Source organism: Marmoricola endophyticus (assembly GCF_014644415.1).
GTDB classification, from domain to species: domain Bacteria; phylum Actinomycetota; class Actinomycetes; order Propionibacteriales; family Nocardioidaceae; genus Marmoricola; species Marmoricola endophyticus.
This window is the reverse complement of the sequence record NZ_BMKQ01000001.1, coordinates 1,174,525-1,191,988: the sequence shown is the minus strand read 5'-3', so window position 1 is coordinate 1,191,988 and position 17,464 is coordinate 1,174,525. Positions and strand designations below refer to the sequence as shown.

16 protein-coding genes are annotated in these 17,464 nt (G+C 72.4%); 11 read left to right on the top strand and 5 right to left on the bottom strand.

Annotated elements, in window-relative coordinates; genetic code table 11:
* Positions 1 to 12: 12 nt before the first annotated feature.
* Positions 13 to 1,191, bottom strand: a complete 1,179-nt coding sequence (locus IEX42_RS05845) for an AGE family epimerase/isomerase (protein WP_188778941.1) — start codon at positions 1,189 to 1,191, stop codon at positions 13 to 15.
* Here IEX42_RS05845 and IEX42_RS05840 point away from each other — a divergent pair.
* From IEX42_RS05840 to IEX42_RS05820, 5 genes are read left to right on the top strand one after another with little or no spacing between them, the layout of a single operon-like run.
* Positions 1,190 to 2,437, top strand: a complete 1,248-nt coding sequence (locus IEX42_RS05840; RefSeq protein ID WP_229660635.1) for an MFS transporter — start codon at positions 1,190 to 1,192, stop codon at positions 2,435 to 2,437. The genes IEX42_RS05845 and IEX42_RS05840 overlap by 2 nt on opposite strands.
* A gap of 9 nt (positions 2,438 to 2,446) precedes the next feature.
* Complete coding sequence (gene gatC, locus IEX42_RS05835; protein WP_188778940.1) at positions 2,447 to 2,758, top strand: Asp-tRNA(Asn)/Glu-tRNA(Gln) amidotransferase subunit GatC; 312 nt, start codon at positions 2,447 to 2,449, stop codon at positions 2,756 to 2,758.
* The gene (gatA, locus tag IEX42_RS05830; protein ID WP_188778939.1) at positions 2,755 to 4,269 is read left to right on the top strand and encodes an Asp-tRNA(Asn)/Glu-tRNA(Gln) amidotransferase subunit GatA; all 1,515 of its coding nucleotides are present in this window, start codon (positions 2,755 to 2,757) and stop codon (positions 4,267 to 4,269) included. The genes gatC and gatA overlap by 4 nt, the downstream gene beginning before the upstream one ends.
* Positions 4,266 to 5,771: an Asp-tRNA(Asn)/Glu-tRNA(Gln) amidotransferase subunit GatB gene (gatB, locus tag IEX42_RS05825; RefSeq protein ID WP_188778938.1), complete on the top strand. Its 1,506-nt coding sequence runs from the start codon at positions 4,266 to 4,268 to the stop codon at positions 5,769 to 5,771. Before gatA ends, gatB begins: the two co-directional genes overlap by 4 nt.
* Positions 5,768 to 6,553: an NYN domain-containing protein gene (locus tag IEX42_RS05820; protein WP_188780937.1), complete on the top strand. Its 786-nt coding sequence runs from the start codon at positions 5,768 to 5,770 to the stop codon at positions 6,551 to 6,553. Before gatB ends, IEX42_RS05820 begins: the two co-directional genes overlap by 4 nt.
* 1 nt (position 6,554) lies before the next feature.
* Here the strand turns inward: IEX42_RS05820 and IEX42_RS05815 are convergent, their stop codons facing one another.
* Genes IEX42_RS05815 through IEX42_RS05805 form a run of 3 tightly spaced genes read right to left on the bottom strand, consistent with a single transcriptional unit; the run spans position 6,555 to position 9,460 of the window.
* Complete coding sequence (locus tag IEX42_RS05815) at positions 6,555 to 7,685, bottom strand: PQQ-dependent sugar dehydrogenase (protein ID WP_188778937.1); 1,131 nt, start codon at positions 7,683 to 7,685, stop codon at positions 6,555 to 6,557.
* 40 nt (positions 7,686 to 7,725) lie between these two features.
* Positions 7,726 to 8,529 (bottom strand): ABC transporter, encoded by an 804-nt coding sequence (locus tag IEX42_RS05810; protein ID WP_188778936.1) that lies wholly within the window; start codon positions 8,527 to 8,529, stop codon positions 7,726 to 7,728.
* Positions 8,519 to 9,460, bottom strand: a complete 942-nt coding sequence (locus IEX42_RS05805; RefSeq protein WP_229660634.1) for an alpha/beta fold hydrolase — start codon at positions 9,458 to 9,460, stop codon at positions 8,519 to 8,521. Before IEX42_RS05805 ends, IEX42_RS05810 begins: the two co-directional genes overlap by 11 nt.
* 34 nt (positions 9,461 to 9,494) lie before the next feature.
* Between IEX42_RS05805 and ilvD the strand changes: the two genes are divergently transcribed.
* The 6 genes from ilvD to ilvC all read left to right on the top strand — a co-directional run bounded on the left by ilvD (position 9,495) and on the right by ilvC (position 16,647).
* On the top strand, positions 9,495 to 11,201 hold the full coding sequence (gene ilvD / locus IEX42_RS05800) for a dihydroxy-acid dehydratase (RefSeq protein WP_188778935.1): 1,707 nt from the start codon (positions 9,495 to 9,497) through the stop codon (positions 11,199 to 11,201).
* Between the two features lie 72 nt (positions 11,202 to 11,273).
* A complete protein-coding gene (locus tag IEX42_RS05795; RefSeq protein ID WP_188778934.1) occupies positions 11,274 to 11,984 on the top strand; it encodes a GNAT family N-acetyltransferase in 711 nt (236 codons plus the stop codon).
* Positions 11,985 to 11,994: 10 nt separating this feature from the next.
* Positions 11,995 to 12,936 (top strand): hypothetical protein, encoded by a 942-nt coding sequence (locus tag IEX42_RS05790; protein ID WP_188778933.1) that lies wholly within the window; start codon positions 11,995 to 11,997, stop codon positions 12,934 to 12,936.
* Between the two features lie 288 nt (positions 12,937 to 13,224).
* Positions 13,225 to 15,015, top strand: coding sequence for an acetolactate synthase large subunit (locus IEX42_RS05785; RefSeq protein ID WP_188778932.1), 1,791 nt, complete (start codon positions 13,225 to 13,227; stop codon positions 15,013 to 15,015).
* On the top strand, positions 15,012 to 15,554 hold the full coding sequence (gene ilvN / locus IEX42_RS05780) for an acetolactate synthase small subunit (protein ID WP_188778931.1): 543 nt from the start codon (positions 15,012 to 15,014) through the stop codon (positions 15,552 to 15,554). Before IEX42_RS05785 ends, ilvN begins: the two co-directional genes overlap by 4 nt.
* A gap of 64 nt (positions 15,555 to 15,618) precedes the next feature.
* On the top strand, positions 15,619 to 16,647 hold the full coding sequence (ilvC, locus tag IEX42_RS05775) for a ketol-acid reductoisomerase (protein ID WP_308422201.1): 1,029 nt from the start codon (positions 15,619 to 15,621) through the stop codon (positions 16,645 to 16,647).
* Positions 16,648 to 16,908: 261 nt separating this feature from the next.
* Here the strand turns inward: ilvC and IEX42_RS05770 are convergent, their stop codons facing one another.
* On the bottom strand, positions 16,909 to 17,454 hold the full coding sequence (locus IEX42_RS05770; protein ID WP_229660633.1) for a GNAT family N-acetyltransferase: 546 nt from the start codon (positions 17,452 to 17,454) through the stop codon (positions 16,909 to 16,911).
* Between the last annotated feature and the right edge of the window lie 10 nt (positions 17,455 to 17,464).

Genomic DNA, 17,464 nt, shown 5'->3' with positions numbered 1-17,464 from the left:
GTCATCGGACCTTCACCGGGCGTTCCTCAGCACGGACGCCGCGGTCGGCCAGAGCGGCAGCCGGGGGAGCAGGACGGCGTGGACCGAGTGGTAGAGGTCCGGCCGTCCCGACCACACGGTGTCGCTGGGCGTGAGGTCGCGCGCCAGCTGGTGGGCCCAGGACCCGTTGGCCGGGTCGATCCAGTGCGTCGCCGCGTCCTGCCACCAGAGCGCGACGAGGTCGTCGTACCTCGAGTCCCCGGTCGAGCGTCCCAGCGCCGCGGCGGCGCAGATCGCCTCGCACAGCACCCAGTGCATCCGGTCGGCGACGACAGGGGAGCCCTCCCAGTCCGTGGTGTAGACGAAGCCCTCGTGCCCGTCGACGGCCCACCCGTCGGCCACGGCCCGGTCGAAGAGCGAGGTGGCGGCCGCCGTGCGGTCACCGCCCTCGGCAGCGGCCACCGTCAGCAGCAGTCGGGACCACTCCAGCCCGTGGCCGACGGTGGCGCCGTACGGCTCGAAGGGGTGGTCGGGCTGGCGGAGGTGGTGGGCCAGCATGGGCTGCCAGTCGGTGTCGAAGTGCTCGGGCACCCGCCAGTCGTTGGTGCCCGCCCAGCCGGTGACCGTGTCGGCGATGTGCACCGCACGGTCGAGGAAGCGGCGCTCGCCGGTCGCGTCGTAGGCGGCCAGCGTCGCCTCGACCGCGTGCATGTTGGCGTTCACGCCGCGGTAGTCCTCGAGGTCCGTCCACGCGGCGTCCCAGCGCTCGGCGTACAGCCCCGCGTCGGTGAGGAACCGGGTGTCGAGCACGCCGGCTGCCCGCTCCAGCAGGTCGCGTGCCCCCGGCCGGTCGGCGACGAGGGCCGTCGAGGCGGCGAGCAGCACGAAGGCGTGGGCGTACGCCGACTTGGTGGTGTCCTCGGAGGAGGCGAACCAGCCGCCGTGCTCCCCGTCCTCGAGCCGTCCGGTCAGCCCGGCGAGGGCGGTGTCGGCCAGCGCTCCGCAGCCATCGATCCCGGCCAGGTGGCCGAGGGAGTACACGTGCGCCATCCGGGCGGTGATCCAGGTGTGGACGGGGCGTTCCAGGTCCGGGGTGCCGTCCGACCGGAGCCAGGCCGCGCCACCGTCCGGGTGGGGGAAGCGTCGTCCGAAGTCGAGCTGGAGGCGCAGCTGCTCGCCGAGCCACGCCTCGTGGTCCGCTGAGGGGAACATGACGGCGATCCTGGCACTTGGCCCGGACATGGGCAGCAGCGGTGAGGTCTCCGTCCGTCACGAGCGCGGGTTCTGGGTCGTGGCGGCCGTCTTCGCCCTGGTGATGGCGTTCGCGACCGTGCCGACGCCGCTGTGGCCGATCTACGAGGCCGACCGCCAGATGAGCCAGCTGACGGTGACGGTCGCCTTCGCGGCGTACGCCGTCGGGGTGCTGGTCAGCCTCTTCCTGCTCGGTCACGTCTCGGACTGGGTCGGTCGCCGTCGGCTGCTGCTGGCAGCCGTGGGTGCGGAGGTGGTCTCGGCCGGCGTCTTCCTGCTCTGGCCGGCGACACCGGGGATCCTCGTGGCCCGCGTCGTGTGCGGCGTCGGGGTCGGGATGATCACCGCGACCGCGACGGCGCACCTGGCCGAGCTGCACGCGCTCGCCCGTCCCGGTGCCTCGCCCCGCCGTGCCGCGCTGGTCTCCACCGCGGCCAACATCGGCGGGCTGGGGCTCGGGGCCTTCCTCGGCGGCGTGCTGGCGGCGGCGCTCCCGTCGCCGCTGGTCTCGCCGTACGCCGTCTTCGGCGTGCTCATGCTGCTGCTCGCGGTCCTGCTGACCCTGGCGCCGGAGACCGTGGAGCGCGACCCCTCGGTGCGGTACCGCCCACAGCGGGTGGTCGTACCCAGCAGCGCCAGGCGCCGCTACCTCGGTGCCGGCGTCGCGGGCTTCGGGATCTTCATGTCCCTGGGCCTGTTCACCGCGCTCGCCCCGACCCTGCTGACGCGGCTCGGCATCAGTCGGCCGGCCCTCACCGGCGCCGCCGTCTTCGCCGTGTTCGTGGTCGCCGCGACGACCCAGATGCTGGTCACCCTCGACCCGCCCGGGCTGCTGAGGGCCGGGCTCCCGCTGCTCGCACTGGGCATGGTCGTGCTCGCGGTCGGGGTCGACTCCGGGGTCAGTGCGGTGTTCGTCGTCGGTGCGCTGGTCTGCGGGGCCGGCATCGGGATCGGCCTCAAGGGGGCGCTGGGCACCGGGCTCGCCCTGGGGGAGTCCGGTCGCAGCGGCGAGGCGACCGCGGGCATCTTCCTGGCGGCGTACCTCGGCATCACGCTGCCGATCGTCGGGATCGGCCTGCTCACCCAGGCCGGCGTCGCGCTCGCGGCGGCGGTCACCGGCTTCGCCGTCGCCGTCGTGGTGGTGCTCGGCCTCGCGCTGGCGATGGGTGCCCGACCGCGCGGTGGGACCGTCCCCGCCGGCTCCTAGACTCACCGCATGCCCGAGACGCAGCAGCAGATCAGTGCCGACGAGGTCGCGCACCTGGCCGACCTCGCGCGCATCGACCTCTCCGCCGAGGAGCGCGAACGACTGGCGCCGCAGCTGGCGGTCGTCCTGGAGTACGCCGCCTCCCTCGACGGCGTCGCCGGTGACGACGTGCCCGCCACCTCCCACCCGCTGCCGCTGCGCAACGTGCTCCGGGAGGACGTCCCGCAGCCGAGCCTGACCGCCGAGGAGGCGCTCTCGGGTGCGCCGGCGGTCGAGCAGCAGCGCTTCGAGGTGCCGCGGATCCTGGGGGACGAGCAGTGAACGACGTACGCCGCACCGCCGCCGAGGCCGCGGACGCGCTCGCCGCGGGGGAGACCACCTCGGTCGCGCTGACCCAGGCCCACCTCGACCGGATCGCCGAGGTCGACGGCGCGGTCCACGCGTTCCTCCACGTCGACGCCGAGGGTGCGCTGGCCGCGGCGGAGGAGTCCGACCGGCGCCGCGCCTCGGGCGCGCCGGCGTCGCCGCTGGACGGGGTCCCGGTCGCGGTCAAGGACGTCCTCGCGACCCGAGGCCAGCCCACCACCTGCGGCTCGAAGGTGCTCGAGGGCTGGGTCCCGCCGTACGACGCGACCGTCGTCACCCTGCTGCGCGAGGCCGGTCTGCCGATCCTCGGCAAGACCAACATGGACGAGTTCGCGATGGGCTCCTCCACGGAGCACTCGGCGTACGGGCCGACCCGCAACCCGTGGGACCTCGGTCGTGTCCCGGGCGGCTCGGGCGGCGGGTCCGCCGCCGCCGTCGCCGCTTTCGAGGCGCCGCTCGCGCTCGGCACCGACACCGGCGGCTCGATCCGCCAGCCCGGCGCCCTGACCGGGACGGTCGGCGTGAAGCCGACGTACGGCGGCGTCAGCCGGTACGGCCTCGTGGCCATGGCCAACTCGCTGGACCAGGTCGGGCCGGTCACCCGCACCGTCCTGGACTCCGCGCTGCTGCACGAGGTGATCGGCGGGCACGACCCGCGCGACTCCACCAGCCTGCCCGATCCGGTCGGAGGACTGGTCGAGGCGGCGCGACGGGGCGCGGCCGGCGACCTCACCGGGCTGAAGGTCGGCAAGATCGCCGAGCTGCGCGGCGAGGGCTACCAGGACGGCGTCGAGGAGCGCTTCGAGGACTCGCTCGCGCTGCTGGAGAAGGCCGGCGCCGAGGTGATCGAGGTGGCCTGCCCGAGCTTCGTGCACGCGCTCGCTGCCTACTACCTGATCATGCCCAGCGAGGCCTCCTCCAACCTCGCCCGCTTCGACGCGATGCGCTATGGCCTGCGTGTCCCGCCCGACGGCGTCGACGACCCGAGCGCCGAGCAGGTGATGCGCGCGAGCCGAGAGGCCGGGTTCGGCGACGAGGTGAAGCGCCGGATCATCCTCGGCACGTTCGCGCTGTCGGCCGGTTACGTCGATGCGTTCTACGGCAAGGGTCAGAAGGTACGGACCCTGATCCAGCGCGACTTCGCCGCGGCCTGGGCCCAGGTCGACGTGCTGGTGTCCCCGACGTCGCCGAGCACCGCCTTCCCGATCGGGGAGAAGCAGCACGACCCTCGCTCGATGTACCTCAACGACGTCGCCACCGTGCCCGCCAACCTCGCCGGGGTGCCCGGCATCTCGGTGCCGAACGGCCTGCACGACGGGCTGCCGGTGGGCTTCCAGGTGCTCGCGCCCCGGCAGGCCGACGACCGTCTCTACCGCGTCGGCGCCGCGCTGGAGTCCCTGCTGGAGCAGCAGTGGGGCGGCCCGCTGCTCTCGCAGGCCCCGGCCCTGGAAGGAGCCTCCGCATGAGCGACACCCTGGTCGACTACGACGACGCCGTCTCCCGCTACGACCCCGCGCTCGGGCTCGAGGTCCACGTCGAGCTGGGCACGGCGACCAAGATGTTCTGCGGCTGCACCACCGCCTTCGGCGCCGAGCCGAACACGCAGACCTGCCCGACCTGCCTGGGCCTGCCCGGCTCGATGCCGGTCGCCAACCGGACCGCGGTGGAGTCGGCGATCCGGATCGGCCTGGCGCTGGGCTGCTCGATCTCCGAGGACTGCCGCTTCGCCCGGAAGAACTACTTCTACCCGGACATGCCGAAGAACTTCCAGACCTCGCAGTACGACGAGCCGATCGCCTTCGACGGCTTCCTCGACGTCGACGTCCCCCTGGAGGGCGGCGGCACCGAGACGGTCCGCGTCGAGATCGAGCGCGCGCACATGGAGGAGGACACCGGCAAGTCGCTCCACGTCGGCACCTCCGGTCGGATCCACGGTGCCGACTACTCCCTTGTCGACTACAACCGCGCCGGCATCCCCCTGATCGAGATCGTCACCCGCCCGGTCACCGGCCTCGGTGCGCGCGCGCCGGAGGTGGCGCGGGCGTACGTCGCCCAGCTGCGCGACCTGATCGTCGCCCTCGGCGTCTCCGACGCCCGGATGGACCAGGGCTCGATCCGCGCCGACGTGAACCTCTCGCTGGCCCCCGCCGGGAGCGGGACCCTCGGCACCCGTACGGAGACCAAGAACGTCAACTCGCTGCGCTCGGTCGAGCGGGCCGTGCGGTACGAGGTCGGCCGCCACGCCGCGGTCCTCGACGCGGGAGAGAAGGTCTTCCAGGAGACCCGCCACTGGCACGAGGACACCGGCATCACCACCGCCGGGCGCGAGAAGTCCGACGCCGACGACTACCGCTACTTCCCCGAGCCCGACCTCGTCCCGGTCGCCCCGTCGCGGGAGTGGGTCGAGGAGCTGCGCGGCACCCTGCCCGAGCCGCCGAACGTACGCCGCGCCCGGCTGCAGGAGGCCTGGGGATTCTCCGAGCTGGAGATGCGCGACACCGTCGGCGCCGGCGCGCTGGACCTGATCGAGCAGACCGTCGCCGACGGCGCCGCGCCGCAGGCGGCCCGCAAGTGGTGGCTCGGCGAGCTGGCGCGCCGTGCCAACGACGCCGGGACCGAGCTCGTCGACCTCGCAGTCACCCCCGCCGACGTGGCCCGGGTGCAGGCGCTGGTCGAGGAGGGCACGGTCAACGACAAGCTCGCCCGCCAGGTGCTGGAGGGTGTCCTGGCAGGCGAGGGCACTCCCGACGAGGTGGTCGCCGCACGAGGGCTGGCCGTGGTCTCCGACGACGGTGCGCTCTCGGCGGCCGTCGACGAGGCGATCGCCGCCAACCCCGACGTCGCCGACAAGATCCGCGACGGCAAGGTCGCCGCCGCCGGTGCGCTGATCGGCGCGGTGATGAAGCAGATGAAGGGCCAGGCCGACGCGGCCCGGGTCCGTGAGCTGATCCTGGAGAAGCTGTCCTGACTACCGAGCCGTACACACCGTTCCCCGGGCGCTCGCGCCCCCGGATAGCGCTGCTGATCGACGCCGACAACGCCCCGGCCGCGAAGATCGGCGACATCCTCGCCGACCTCGCGCAGTACGGCGAGACCAGCGTGCGCCGGGCGTACGGCAACTGGACCAAGCCCGAGCTCAAGGGCTGGGCCGGGGTGCTGCACGAGCGGGCGATCCGCCCGGTCCAGCAGTACGACTACTCCAAGGGCAAGAACGCCTCCGACATGGCGATGGTGGTCGAGGCGATGGCGCTGCTCTACACCGAGCGGCCGGACGCCTTCGCGATCGTCTCCTCCGACGCCGACTTCACGCCGCTGGTGATGCACCTGCGCGAGAAGGGGCTCGACGTCTACGGCTACGGCCAGAAGAAGGCGCCCGAGCCGTTCCAGTCCGCGTGCTCCCGCTTCACCGACCTCAACCAGATCGGCGACGAGGACGACGAGCCGGCACCCGCCGCCGCCTCGGCCGAGCAGGGGCAGCCGACGGAGCGTCGTACCCGCCTGACCACCAACGAGCTCAAGGGCGACTCCGCCCTGGTCGCGCTGCTGCGCAAGGCGGTCGCCTCGGCCGCCGACGAGTCCGGCTGGGCGACGGTGAACTCGGTCGGCAACCGGATCGCGAACCAGTCGTCGCAGGACCCCCGCAACTACGGCTACGCCTCCTGGAGCAAGCTGCTCAAGGCCTCCGAGCTGTTCGAGGTCAAGGACGAGGGCACCTCGCACGTGTCCGTACGCGACCCCCGCGAGCGCTGAGTCAACGGCCGGGGGAGACCTCGAGGATCCGGTCGTCGCCCTGCTTGGGGTCGCCGCGGCCGTCGCGGTTGGACGTGGTGACCCACAGGTTGCCGTCGGGCGCGACGACGACGCTGCGCATCCGGCCGTAGTCGCCGACGAAGAAGCCGGTCGGGTTGGTCGCCTTCGCGCCGTCCACGTCGACGCGCCACAGCCGCTCGCCCTGCAGGGCGCCGAGCCACAGGTGGCCGTCGGTGTACGCCAGGCCCGACGGGGAGTTGCTGTCCGGCTCCCAGGTGACCTGGGGATTCGTGAAGCCGGCCTTGTCGCCCTTCCCCTCGACCTCGGGCCAGCCGTAGTTCCGGCCCTTCTGGATGAGGTTCAGCTCGTCGAACTTCTGGTCCCCGAACTCCGAGGCCCACAGCCGGCCGTCGGGGTCGAAGGCCAGACCCTGGACGTTGCGGTGCCCGAGCGTCCACACCGGCGAGTCGGGGTCGGGGTTGCCGGGTGCGGGCTTGCCGTCCTTCGTGATCCGCAGGATCTTCCCGCCGAGGCTGCTCTGGTCCTGGGCCAGCGGTCCGTCGCCGCTCTCGCCGGTGGAGACGTAGAGGTACCCGTCCGGTCCGAAGACCATCCGTCCGCCGTCGTGGATGTTGGCGCTCGGGATGCCGGTCAGGATCGGGGTCAGCCCACTGATGCGTCCGTTGTCGAACGTCCCGCGCAGGACCCGGTTGTCGTCGTCCTCGGTGAGGTAGAGGAAGACCTGCTTGTCCTGGGCGTACGTCGGCGAGACCGCCAGGCCGAGCAGGCCCTTCTCAGCGCCCTTGGAGCTGTTCGGGTCCACCGAGCCGACCTGCTTCGTGGTGGCCTTCGCGCCGTCGGCGCCTGGGGTGACCTGCAGGATGTCGCCGGTGTCGCGCTCGGTGACCAGGGCCGAGCCGTCGGGCAGGAAGCCGATCCCCCACGGCGCGTCGAGGTCGGTGGCGACCGTCCCGACCACCTTCGGCGCGGTCGACGCCGCCGACCCCGAGGACGTGGCGGTGGGGGAGGAGGGCGCGTCGCCCGAGGAGTCCGAGCCGCCTCCGCCGCACGCGGAGAGCAGCAGGACCCCGGCGAGGGGGGCGGCGTACGCGGCGCGTCGAGGAAGCCTCATGCCCCGAACCTAGCCAGCCGGTCCCAGGTGATCCGTCGGGTCAGCCGGCCTTGCGGCGCCCGCCCGGCAGCCGGCCGGCGAGGTCGGAGAGCGGCCCGACGGCGTCCCCGAGGACGTCGATCGACGAGCGCAGCTCCGGGACGGCCTCGATCAGCTCGGCCAGCCGCGGCTGCAGCTCCTCCAAACGGGCGCCGAGGTCGACCAGCTGGTCCAGCGTGCCGCCCTCGGCGACGAGCTTCTCGACGAACCCGTCCTCCACGAGGAGACGGTCGGCGAGACCGTTCTCCTCCAGCAGCCGGTCGAGGACGCCGTCGGGGCGGGTGACCCGGTCCAGTGCGCCGCCGGGCATCAGCAGCCGCTCCAGCGGGCCGTTCTCCACCAGCAGCGACTCGAGGGGGCCGTTGTCGGCCAGCAGCCGGTCCAGCGGACCGTTCTCGGCGAGGAGCCGGTCGAGGACGCCGCCGGAGAGCAGTCGCGCGGCGGGGCCGTCGGGGGCGAGCACCCGGTCGAGCAGGCCGCCGGGAGCCATGGCCTGGCCCAGCGGACGGTCCGGCGCGGCGGCGCGCGCAAGGGCGGCGATGCGGCCGAGCGGACTGTTCGGGTCGCGCGACATCGCGTCGAGCTTGGTGATCATGCCGTTCTCGCCGAGCAGGGCGTAGACCTGGTCGCCGACGCCCCCGCGGCGCAGCACCGGGCCGGTCGGCGCGAGGAGCGAGCCCAGCGCGAGGGTCACGTTCACGCCGGCCACGACCATCCGAGCAGGAAGGGCGAGCAGGTCGGAGGTGGTCACGGCGAGGCCCGGGTTGCGGGTCGAGGGCGTCGAGGAAGCGGCCTCAGCTGGCATGGGGCCCAGCGTAGGGCGTCCCGACCCGCGCCAGCAGCAGGTCGAGCCGGTCCCGTACGACGTCGGGGCGCTCCTGCGGCAGGAAGTGCGAGGAGTCGACCTCGAGGTACGTCGCCCCGTCGATCCGCTCGGCGGCGGAGCGCATCGTGGCGGCGCCGGCGAGGACGTCGTACCTCCCGGCGACGAAGTCGCACGGCACGTCGACGGCACTGAGCGAGACGCGCCCGTGCAGGGAGGAGGCGAGCGCGAGGCGGGCGTACCAGCCGACCGGGGTGGTGAGGAACGCAGCGATCGCGCGCTGCGCGAGTGCCGGGTCGGGGACCGGCAGGAGGAACCCGGAGTGGGTGAGCGTGCGGGTGGTCCGGGGGCCGACAGGCAGGTGGCTCACCACGGCGCCGACAGGCATCCCGAGGAGTGCTGCGGACTGGGCGAGGCCCACCATCAGCCGCTTCGCGACCAGCGGCGGCACCCGGAGCGGGGCCAGCATCGAGGAGAACGTGTCGCCGGGGACGCCGGCCACCGCGAGCAGGCCGGTGACCCGTGCCGGGTGGGTGACGGTGAGCTCGTACATCGTGTTGACGCCGATCGACCAGCCCATCACCGGGCAGGCGTCGACGCCGGCGTCGTCCATGACGGCCACGGCGTCGCTGGCGAACCACTCCTGGCTGATGTGCGAAGGGTCGTCCGGACGCTGCGACCCGCCGGTGCCGCGGTGGTTCCAGGAGATCACCCGGACCGGGCAGGCAGGGTCCAGCAGGGTCGGCCAGAACCACGGGTTGGTGCCCAGGCCGTTGCAGAGCAGCACGGTGGGGCGGTCGTCCGGTCCGGGCGCGTTGCTCCACGCGCGCAGGACGGTCCCGTCGTGGGCGGTGACGTCGTACGAGGACGGCTCACGCCAGGAGGGGGCGGGGCGGGCGGACACGGTGCGCATCAGGGCGCATCATGCCGGGTCTAGCCTGTCGGGCATGACCGGTCCGACGAGAGATGGCAGCCCCGACGTCAAGCCCCGCTCGCGCGACGTCACCGACGGTGTGGAGAAGGCTGCCGCCCGCGGCATGCTGCGGGCCGTCGGGATGGGCGACGACGACTTCGCCAAGCCGCAGATCGGTGTCGGGTCGAGCTGGAACGAGATCACCCCCTGCAACCTCTCGCTGGACCGGTTGGCCAAGGCGGTCAAGCGCGGTGTCTCCGAGGCCGGCGGCTTCCCGATGGAGTTCGGCACCATCTCGGTCTCCGACGGCATCTCGATGGGCCACGAGGGGATGCACTTCTCGCTGGTCTCCCGCGAGGTGATCGCCGACTCCGTGGAGACGGTGATGAGCGCCGAGCGGATGGACGGCTCGGTGCTGCTGGCCGGCTGCGACAAGTCGCTGCCCGGGATGATGATGGCCGCCGCGCGGCTCGACCTCGCCAGCGTGTTCCTGTACGCCGGCTCGACGCTGCCCGGCCAGATCGACGGCAACGACGTCACCATCATCGACGCCTTCGAGGCCGTCGGCGCCTGCCTCGCGGGCAAGATCTCCGAGGCCGAGGTCACCAAGGTCGAGAAGGCGATCTGCCCTGGCGAGGGCGCCTGCGGCGGGATGTACACCGCCAACACGATGGCCTCCGTCGGCGAGGCGCTCGGGATGAGCCTGCCCGGCTCGGCCGCTCCGCCCGCGGTCGACAAGCGCCGCGACCTGTTCGCCGAGCGCTCCGGGGCCGCGGTCGTCGAGATGCTGCGGCAGGGCATCACCGCTCGTGACGTGATGACGATGCAGGCCTTCGAGAACGCGATCACCGTGGTGATGGCGCTCGGCGGGTCGACGAACGCGGTGCTGCACCTGCTGGCCATCGCCCGGGAGGCCGACGTCGACCTGACCATCGACGACTTCAACCGGATCGGCGACAAGGTGCCGCACCTGGCCGACATGAAGCCGTTCGGCCGCTACGTGATGACCGACGTCGACAAGATCGGCGGCATCCCCGTGGTGATGAAGGCGCTGCTCGACGCCGGCCTGATGCACGGCGACGCGCTGACCGTCACCGGGAGGACGATGGCCGAGAACCTCGAGGCGCTCGCACCCCAGCCGCTCGACGGCAAGGTGCTGCACTCCATGGACGCGCCGATCCACCGCAGCGGCGGGCTGACGATCCTCAAGGGCACGCTCGCTCCCGAGGGCGCGGTCGTGAAGTCTGCGGGCTTCGACTCCGACGTCTTCACCGGCACCGCGCGCGTCTTCGACGGCGAGCGCGCCGCGATGGACGCCCTCGCCGCCGGTGCGATCACGGCCGGCGACGTCGTGGTGATCCGGTACGAGGGCCCCAAGGGCGGTCCCGGGATGCGCGAGATGCTGGCCATCACCGGTGCGATCAAGGGCGCCGGTCTCGGCAAGGACGTCCTGCTGCTCACCGACGGGCGGTTCTCCGGGGGGACGACGGGTCTGTGCATCGGCCACGTCGCCCCCGAGGCGGTCGACGGCGGCCCGATCGCCTTCGTCCGCGACGGAGACACGATCACGGTCGACATCGCCAACCGGCGGATGGACGTCGCCGAGGCCACCGACGACGCCGAGGCCTGGGACGCGCGCAGCGAGGGCTGGACGCCGAACCCGCCGAAGTACACCTCCGGCGTGCTCGGCAAGTACCGCAAGCTCGTCAAGTCGGCATCGCAGGGCGCGGTCACCGGCTGAGCTCTCGCCGCTCACGGAGCGGTCGGCGGATATCGGTGTCGCGTGGCACCGATCCTCACCTAGCGTGCGTCCGTGATCCGCAACGAGCACGGCCAGCCGGTCGGCGAGGACGTCGCTGGCTGGACGACCCGACCGCCGGCCGCACCCACCCTCCTCGAGGGGCGCACGGTCCGGCTCGAGGCGCTGGCAGAGCGGCACGCCGACGACCTGTGGACCGCGCTCGTCGAGGAGAGCCCGGACGCGCTGTGGACCTACCTGCCGTACGGCCCGTTCGCCGAGCGGACCGCCTTCGACGCGCACGTGGCGCGGCTCGAGGCCGACTCCGCGCTGGCGCCGCTGGCCGTCGTGGTCGAGGGCCGAGCGGCGGGGGTGTCGGCGTACCTGCGGGAGGACCGTGCCCACGGCTGCGTCGAGGTCGGGCACGTCGCCCTCGGTGCGCGCCTGCAGCGCACGACCGCCGCGACCGAGGCGACGTACCTGATGATGCGCCACGTCCTGGACGAGCGCGACGGGCTCGGCTACCGCCGCTTCGAGTGGAAGTGCGACGCGCTCAACGCGCCCTCGCGGCACGCCGCCGAGCGGTTCGGGTTCACCTTCGAGGGCGTCTTCCGGCAGGACAAGGTGGTCAAGGGGCGCAGCCGGGACACGGCGTGGTTCTCGGTCGTCGACCACGAGTGGCCGCGGCTGAGGGCGGCGTACGAGAACTGGCTGGCAGCGTCGAACTTCGACGAGGGCGGCGCGCAACGGCGATCCCTGCGCGACCTGCGCGAGGCGACCTCTTAACCTCGTCCCGGTGAGGTTCTCGGGGGAGGGGCGCCGTCGCGCGCTCGCGGTGCTGGTGGCCGTCGTGCTGGGCACGACGGCCGCGTGCGGTGCGTCCAGCTCACGCACCGTCGGCGACGCCGCCGCCCTCACCGGGCGACGAGCCGCCTCGCCGACGGCCGCCCCGGTGCCGACGCTGCCCGGCGGACGCCACCACGTGTTCGACGGGCGCTTCCTGGTGGCCTACTACGGCACCCCGCAGACGCCCGCGCTCGGCGTGCTGGGAGAGGGCGACCCCGAGCAGACGATCGCCCGCCTGACGACGGCCGCCGCGCCGTTCCAACGGCGCGGCCAGACCCCGCAGATCGTGCTGGAGCTGATCGTCTCGGTGGCCAGCGGATCGCCCGGCGGTGGCGGCGACTACAGCCACGACGTCCCGCGGGACGTCGTGGAGCCGTGGATCGCCGCCGCCCACCGGCACGGAGCGCTCGTGGTGCTCGACCTGCAGCCGGGGACGCAGGACTTTACCCGCGTGGCGAGGCGCTGGTCCTGGGCGCTGGCCGACCCGTGGGTCGGGCTGGCCCTGGACCCGGAGTGGCGGATGCACGGTACGCAGGTGCCCGGCCGGGTCTTCGGCCACACCGACGCCGCCGAGGTCGACGCGACGAGCGCGTGGCTGGACTCGTTCACCGCCTCGCACCGGCTGCCGGAGAAGGTCTTCCTGGTGCACCAGTTCAGGCGGTCGATGGTGCGACAGGTCGCGCAGGTGCAGCGCCGCCCGCACCTGGCGCTGGTCCAGCACGTCGACGGATACGGCACGCCGGGCGAGAAGCTGGCGACGTACCGCTCGGTGGCACGGCCGGACCTGTTCACCGAGGGGTTCAAGCTCTTCTACGACGCGGACCGCCCGCTGATGAGTGCCGCTCAGGTCCTGGCGGTGCGTCCGAGGGTCGACTTCGTCAGCTTCCAGTGATGGGTTGCGGACCGATGTGCGCGCCCACATCCTGGGAATGCTGTCCGGATGTTGGGACGCCTGTCACACTGGCTTGACCGGACCGACCGGCGGGCCGAGGGTGGTGCCATGCGACTCCAGCGCATTCTCCTCGTACCGTGCCGGCGCGAAGGCAGCGGCTCCTAGCAGCCCCGCCTCCGCGTCGACCCTCCGTCTGCCTCATGGCCCGGAGGGTTTTTTGTTGGGCCGGGTGACGACGGCCCGCCCCGCACGACGAGCCCGCCACCACCGGATCACGAAGGCCCCACGATGACCATCCAGGACAGCACCCCGAAGCCCAGTGCGCCCGCACCGGCGCAGGACGAGACGATCACCGGGGCCCAGAGCCTCGTGCGCTCTCTCGAGCACGCGGGTGTCGACACCATCTTCGGCATCCCGGGCGGGTGCATCCTGCCGGCGTACGACCCGTTGTTCGACTCCTCGATCCGGCACATCCTCGTGCGGCACGAGCAGGGCGCGGGCCACGCCGCGCAGGGGTATGCGGCCGCCACCGGCAAGGTCGGCGTCTGCATGGCGACGAGTGGACCCGGCGCGACCAACCTGGTCACCCCGATCGCCGACGCGCACATGGACTCGGTGCCGCTGGTCGCCATCACCGGACAGGTGGGCGCCAGCCAGATCGGCACCGACGCCTTCCAGGAGGCCGACATCCGCGGCATCACGATGCCGGTCACCAAGCACAACTACCTCGTCACCGACCCGGCCGACATCCCCGCAACCATCGCCGAGGCCTTCTACATCGCCTCCACCGGCCGCCCCGGTCCGGTCCTGGTCGACATCGCCAAGTCAGCGCTGGTGGCGACCACCGAGTTCCGCTGGCCGGAGCAGCTGCACCTGCCCGGCTACCGCCCGGTGACCAAGCCCCACGCCAAGCAGGTCCGCGAGGCCGCCCGGCTGGTCGTCGAGGCCCGCAAGCCCGTGCTGTACGTCGGGGGCGGCACGATCCGCGCCCGCGCCTCCGAGGAGCTGCGGCGGCTCGCCGAGCGCACCGGTATCCCGGTGGTGACCACGTTGATGGCCCGCGGCGCCTTCCCCGACAGCCACCCCCAGCACCTCGGGATGCCGGGGATGCACGGGTCGGTGGCGGCGGTGGCCGGTCTGCAGAAGTCCGACCTCATCGTCAGCCTCGGGGCACGCTTCGACGACCGGGTGACCGGCAACCTCGAGACGTTCGCCCCCGGGGCCAAGGTGGTCCACGCCGACATCGACCCCGCGGAGATCGGCAAGAACCGCGCTGTCGACGTGCCGATCGTCGGCGACGTCAAGCAGGTGATCGACGAGCTGGACGAGGCGATCGAGGCCCTGCACCAGCACGGCGAGGCCGGGGACTACGAGGGGTGGACGGCCTTCCTGGCCGGAGTGAAGGACCGCTACCCGCTCGGGTACGACGAGCCGGACGACGGCAGCCTGTCGCCGCAGTACGTCATCGAGCGCCTCGGTGCGATCAGCGGCCCGGAGACGATCTTCACCTCCGGCGTCGGCCAGCACCAGATGTGGGCCGCGCAGTTCATCTCCTACGAGCACCCCCACACCTGGCTCAACTCCGGTGGCCTCGGCACGATGGGCTACGGCGTGCCGTCCGCGATGGGCGCCAAGGTGGGTCGTCCCGACGCCACCGTGTGGGCGATCGACGGCGACGGCTGCTTCCAGATGACCAACCAGGAGCTGGCCACCTGCACGATCGAGGGCATCCCCGTGAAGATCGCCGTGATCAACAACGAGTCGCTGGGCATGGTCAGGCAGTGGCAGACGCTGTTCTACGACGGCCGCTACTCCAGCACCGACCTGCAGTCCAAGCGCGTGCCCGACTTCGTCAAGCTCGCCGAGGCGTACGGCGCCGTCGGGCTGTCCTGCGACGACCCGGCCGACGTCGACGCCACCATCGCGAAGGCGATGGAGATCAACGACGTGCCCGTGGTGATCGACTTCCGGGTGCACCGCGACGCGATGGTGTGGCCGATGGTCGCCGCCGGGGCGTCCAACGACGAGATCAAGTACGCCCGCGACCTCGCCCCTGACTTCGAGGAGGACGACCTGTGACGTCGACCGAGTCCCACACGCTCTCGGTGCTGGTGGAGAACCAGCCCGGGGTCCTCGCCCGGATCGCGGGCCTGTTCAGCCGCCGCGGCTACAACATCGAGTCGTTGGCCGTGGGCCCGACCGAGCACGCCGAGATCTCGCGGATGACGATCGTGGTCAACGTCGAGGACTCCCCGCTCGAGCAGGTCACCAAGCAGCTGAACAAGCTCGTCGAGGTGATCAAGATCGTCGAGCTCGAGCCGCGCGACTCCGTGGAGCGCGAGCTGATGCTGGTCAAGGTCCGCGCCGACGCCGCCTCCCGCGGTCAGGTGCTCGACGCGATCCAGCTGTTCCGCGCCAAGGTCGTCGACATCGCCGTCGACGCGGTCACCGTCCAGGTGACCGGCAACTCCGACAAGCTCGCCGACTTCCTGCGGATCATGGAGCCGTTCGGCGTGCGCGAGCTCGTGCAGTCCGGCGTCATCGCCATCGGGCGCGGCTCGCGCTCGATCAGCGAGCGCAGCCTCAAGGCCGCCCCGCCGGTCAGCACCACCGCCTGAGCGCGACCCGCCAGGCGTACCCGAGACCCCGCACCACCCCTACACACAAGGAGAGCCCGAGACCGTGGCTGAGATGTTCTACGACGACGACGCCGACCTGAGCCTGATCCAGAACCGCCACGTCGCGGTGCTGGGATACGGCAGCCAGGGGCACGCGCACGCGCTGTCCCTGCGCGACTCCGGGGTCGACGTGCGGATCGGCCTGCCCGAGGGCTCGAAGAGCCGGGCGAAGGCCGAGGCCGAGGGCCTGCGCGTCCTCACTCCCGCCGAGGCGTGCGAGGAGGCCGACCTGATCATGATCCTGGCCCCCGACCAGGTGCAGCGCACGCTGTACAAGGAGTCCGTCGAGCCGAGCCTCGTCCCCGGTGACGCGCTGTTCTTCTCGCACGGCTTCAACATCCGCTTCGGCTACATCGAGGCCCCCGACGGCGTCGACGTCTGCATGGTCGCCCCGAAGGGCCCCGGCCACCTGGTCCGTCGCGAGTACGTCGACGGGCGCGGCGTGCCGGTGCTCGTCGCCGTCGAGCACGACGAGTCCGGCAAGGCCTGGGACCTCGCGAAGTCGTACGCCAAGGCGATCGGCGGCCTGCGTGCCGGCGGCATCAAGACCACCTTCACCGAGGAGACCGAGACCGACCTGTTCGGCGAGCAGGCCGTTCTGTGCGGTGGCACCTCGCAGCTGGTGCAGTACGGCTTCGAGACCCTCGTCGAGGCCGGCTACCAGCCCGAGGTCGCCTACTTCGAGTGCCTGCACGAGCTGAAGCTGATCGTCGACCTGATGGTCGAGGGCGGCATCGCCAAGCAGCGCTGGTCCTGCTCGGACACCGCGGAGTACGGCGACTACGTCTCCGGCCCGCGCGTCATCACCCCGCAGGTGAAGCAGAACATGGTCGACGTGCTCGGCGACATCCAGAACGGGTCCTTCGCCAAGCGCTTCATCGACGACCAGGACGCCGGCGCCCCGGAGTTCAAGGCCTTCCGCGAGAAGAGCGAGCAGGCGCCGATCGAGGCCACCGGCCGCGAGCTGCGCAAGCTGATGGCATGGGTCAAGAGCCACGACTCCGACTACGTCGAGGGCACCGCCGCCCGCTGACCCACCCCGCGAGGCGTCGCGTACACGCGACGTCTCGCGGTCTTGGGCGCCTGGGGTTCGCCGAGGCGTCGCGAACACGCGACGTCTCGCGGTGTCGAGCACCTGGGGTTCGCCGAGGCGTCGCGTACACGCGACGTCTCGCGGTGTCGGGCACTTGGAGTTCGCCGAGGCGTCGCGTACACGCGACGTCTCGCGGTGTCGGGCGCCTGGAGTTCGCCGAGGCGTCGCGAACACGCGACGTCTCGCGGGAGGTGCCCGCCCTCAGCCGGGCCTGGTGAGGCTGAAGGCGCGGGAGTCGACGTCGTACCACTCCCGCGTCGTGCCGCGGTCGGTCATGCCGAGCCGTCGGCAGACCGCCTGCGAGCGCTCGTTGGTCAGGTGGGTGGTGGCCCAGATCGTCCGCAGGCCGCCGGCGAAGCCGTGGGCGAGCACGGCGCGGGCGGCCTCGGTCGCGTACCCGTGCCCCCAGGAGTCGGGGTGCAGGTGCCAGCCGATCTCGACCTCGCCGCCGCTGCTCGGCAGGTCGACGAGCAGCACGCTGCCGACGGGCACCTCGGTCGCGCGGGGTACGACCGCCCAGACCCCGCGCGGGGCGACCAGCGACCGGTCCCAGTCCGAGGCGATCCGCTCGCGCGCGTCGTCGAGAGTCGTGAGCACCCGCGGCGGACCGGCGCCCAGCCAGCGGACGACCTCCATCGAGGAGTACAGCTCCAGCACCCGGGGCGCGTCGTCGAGCGTCCACGGCCGCAGCGTGAGCCGCTCGGTGCCGGGCAGGTCGGTGAGCTGACGTGGGGGAGTGGCAGGCACGGGAACAGCG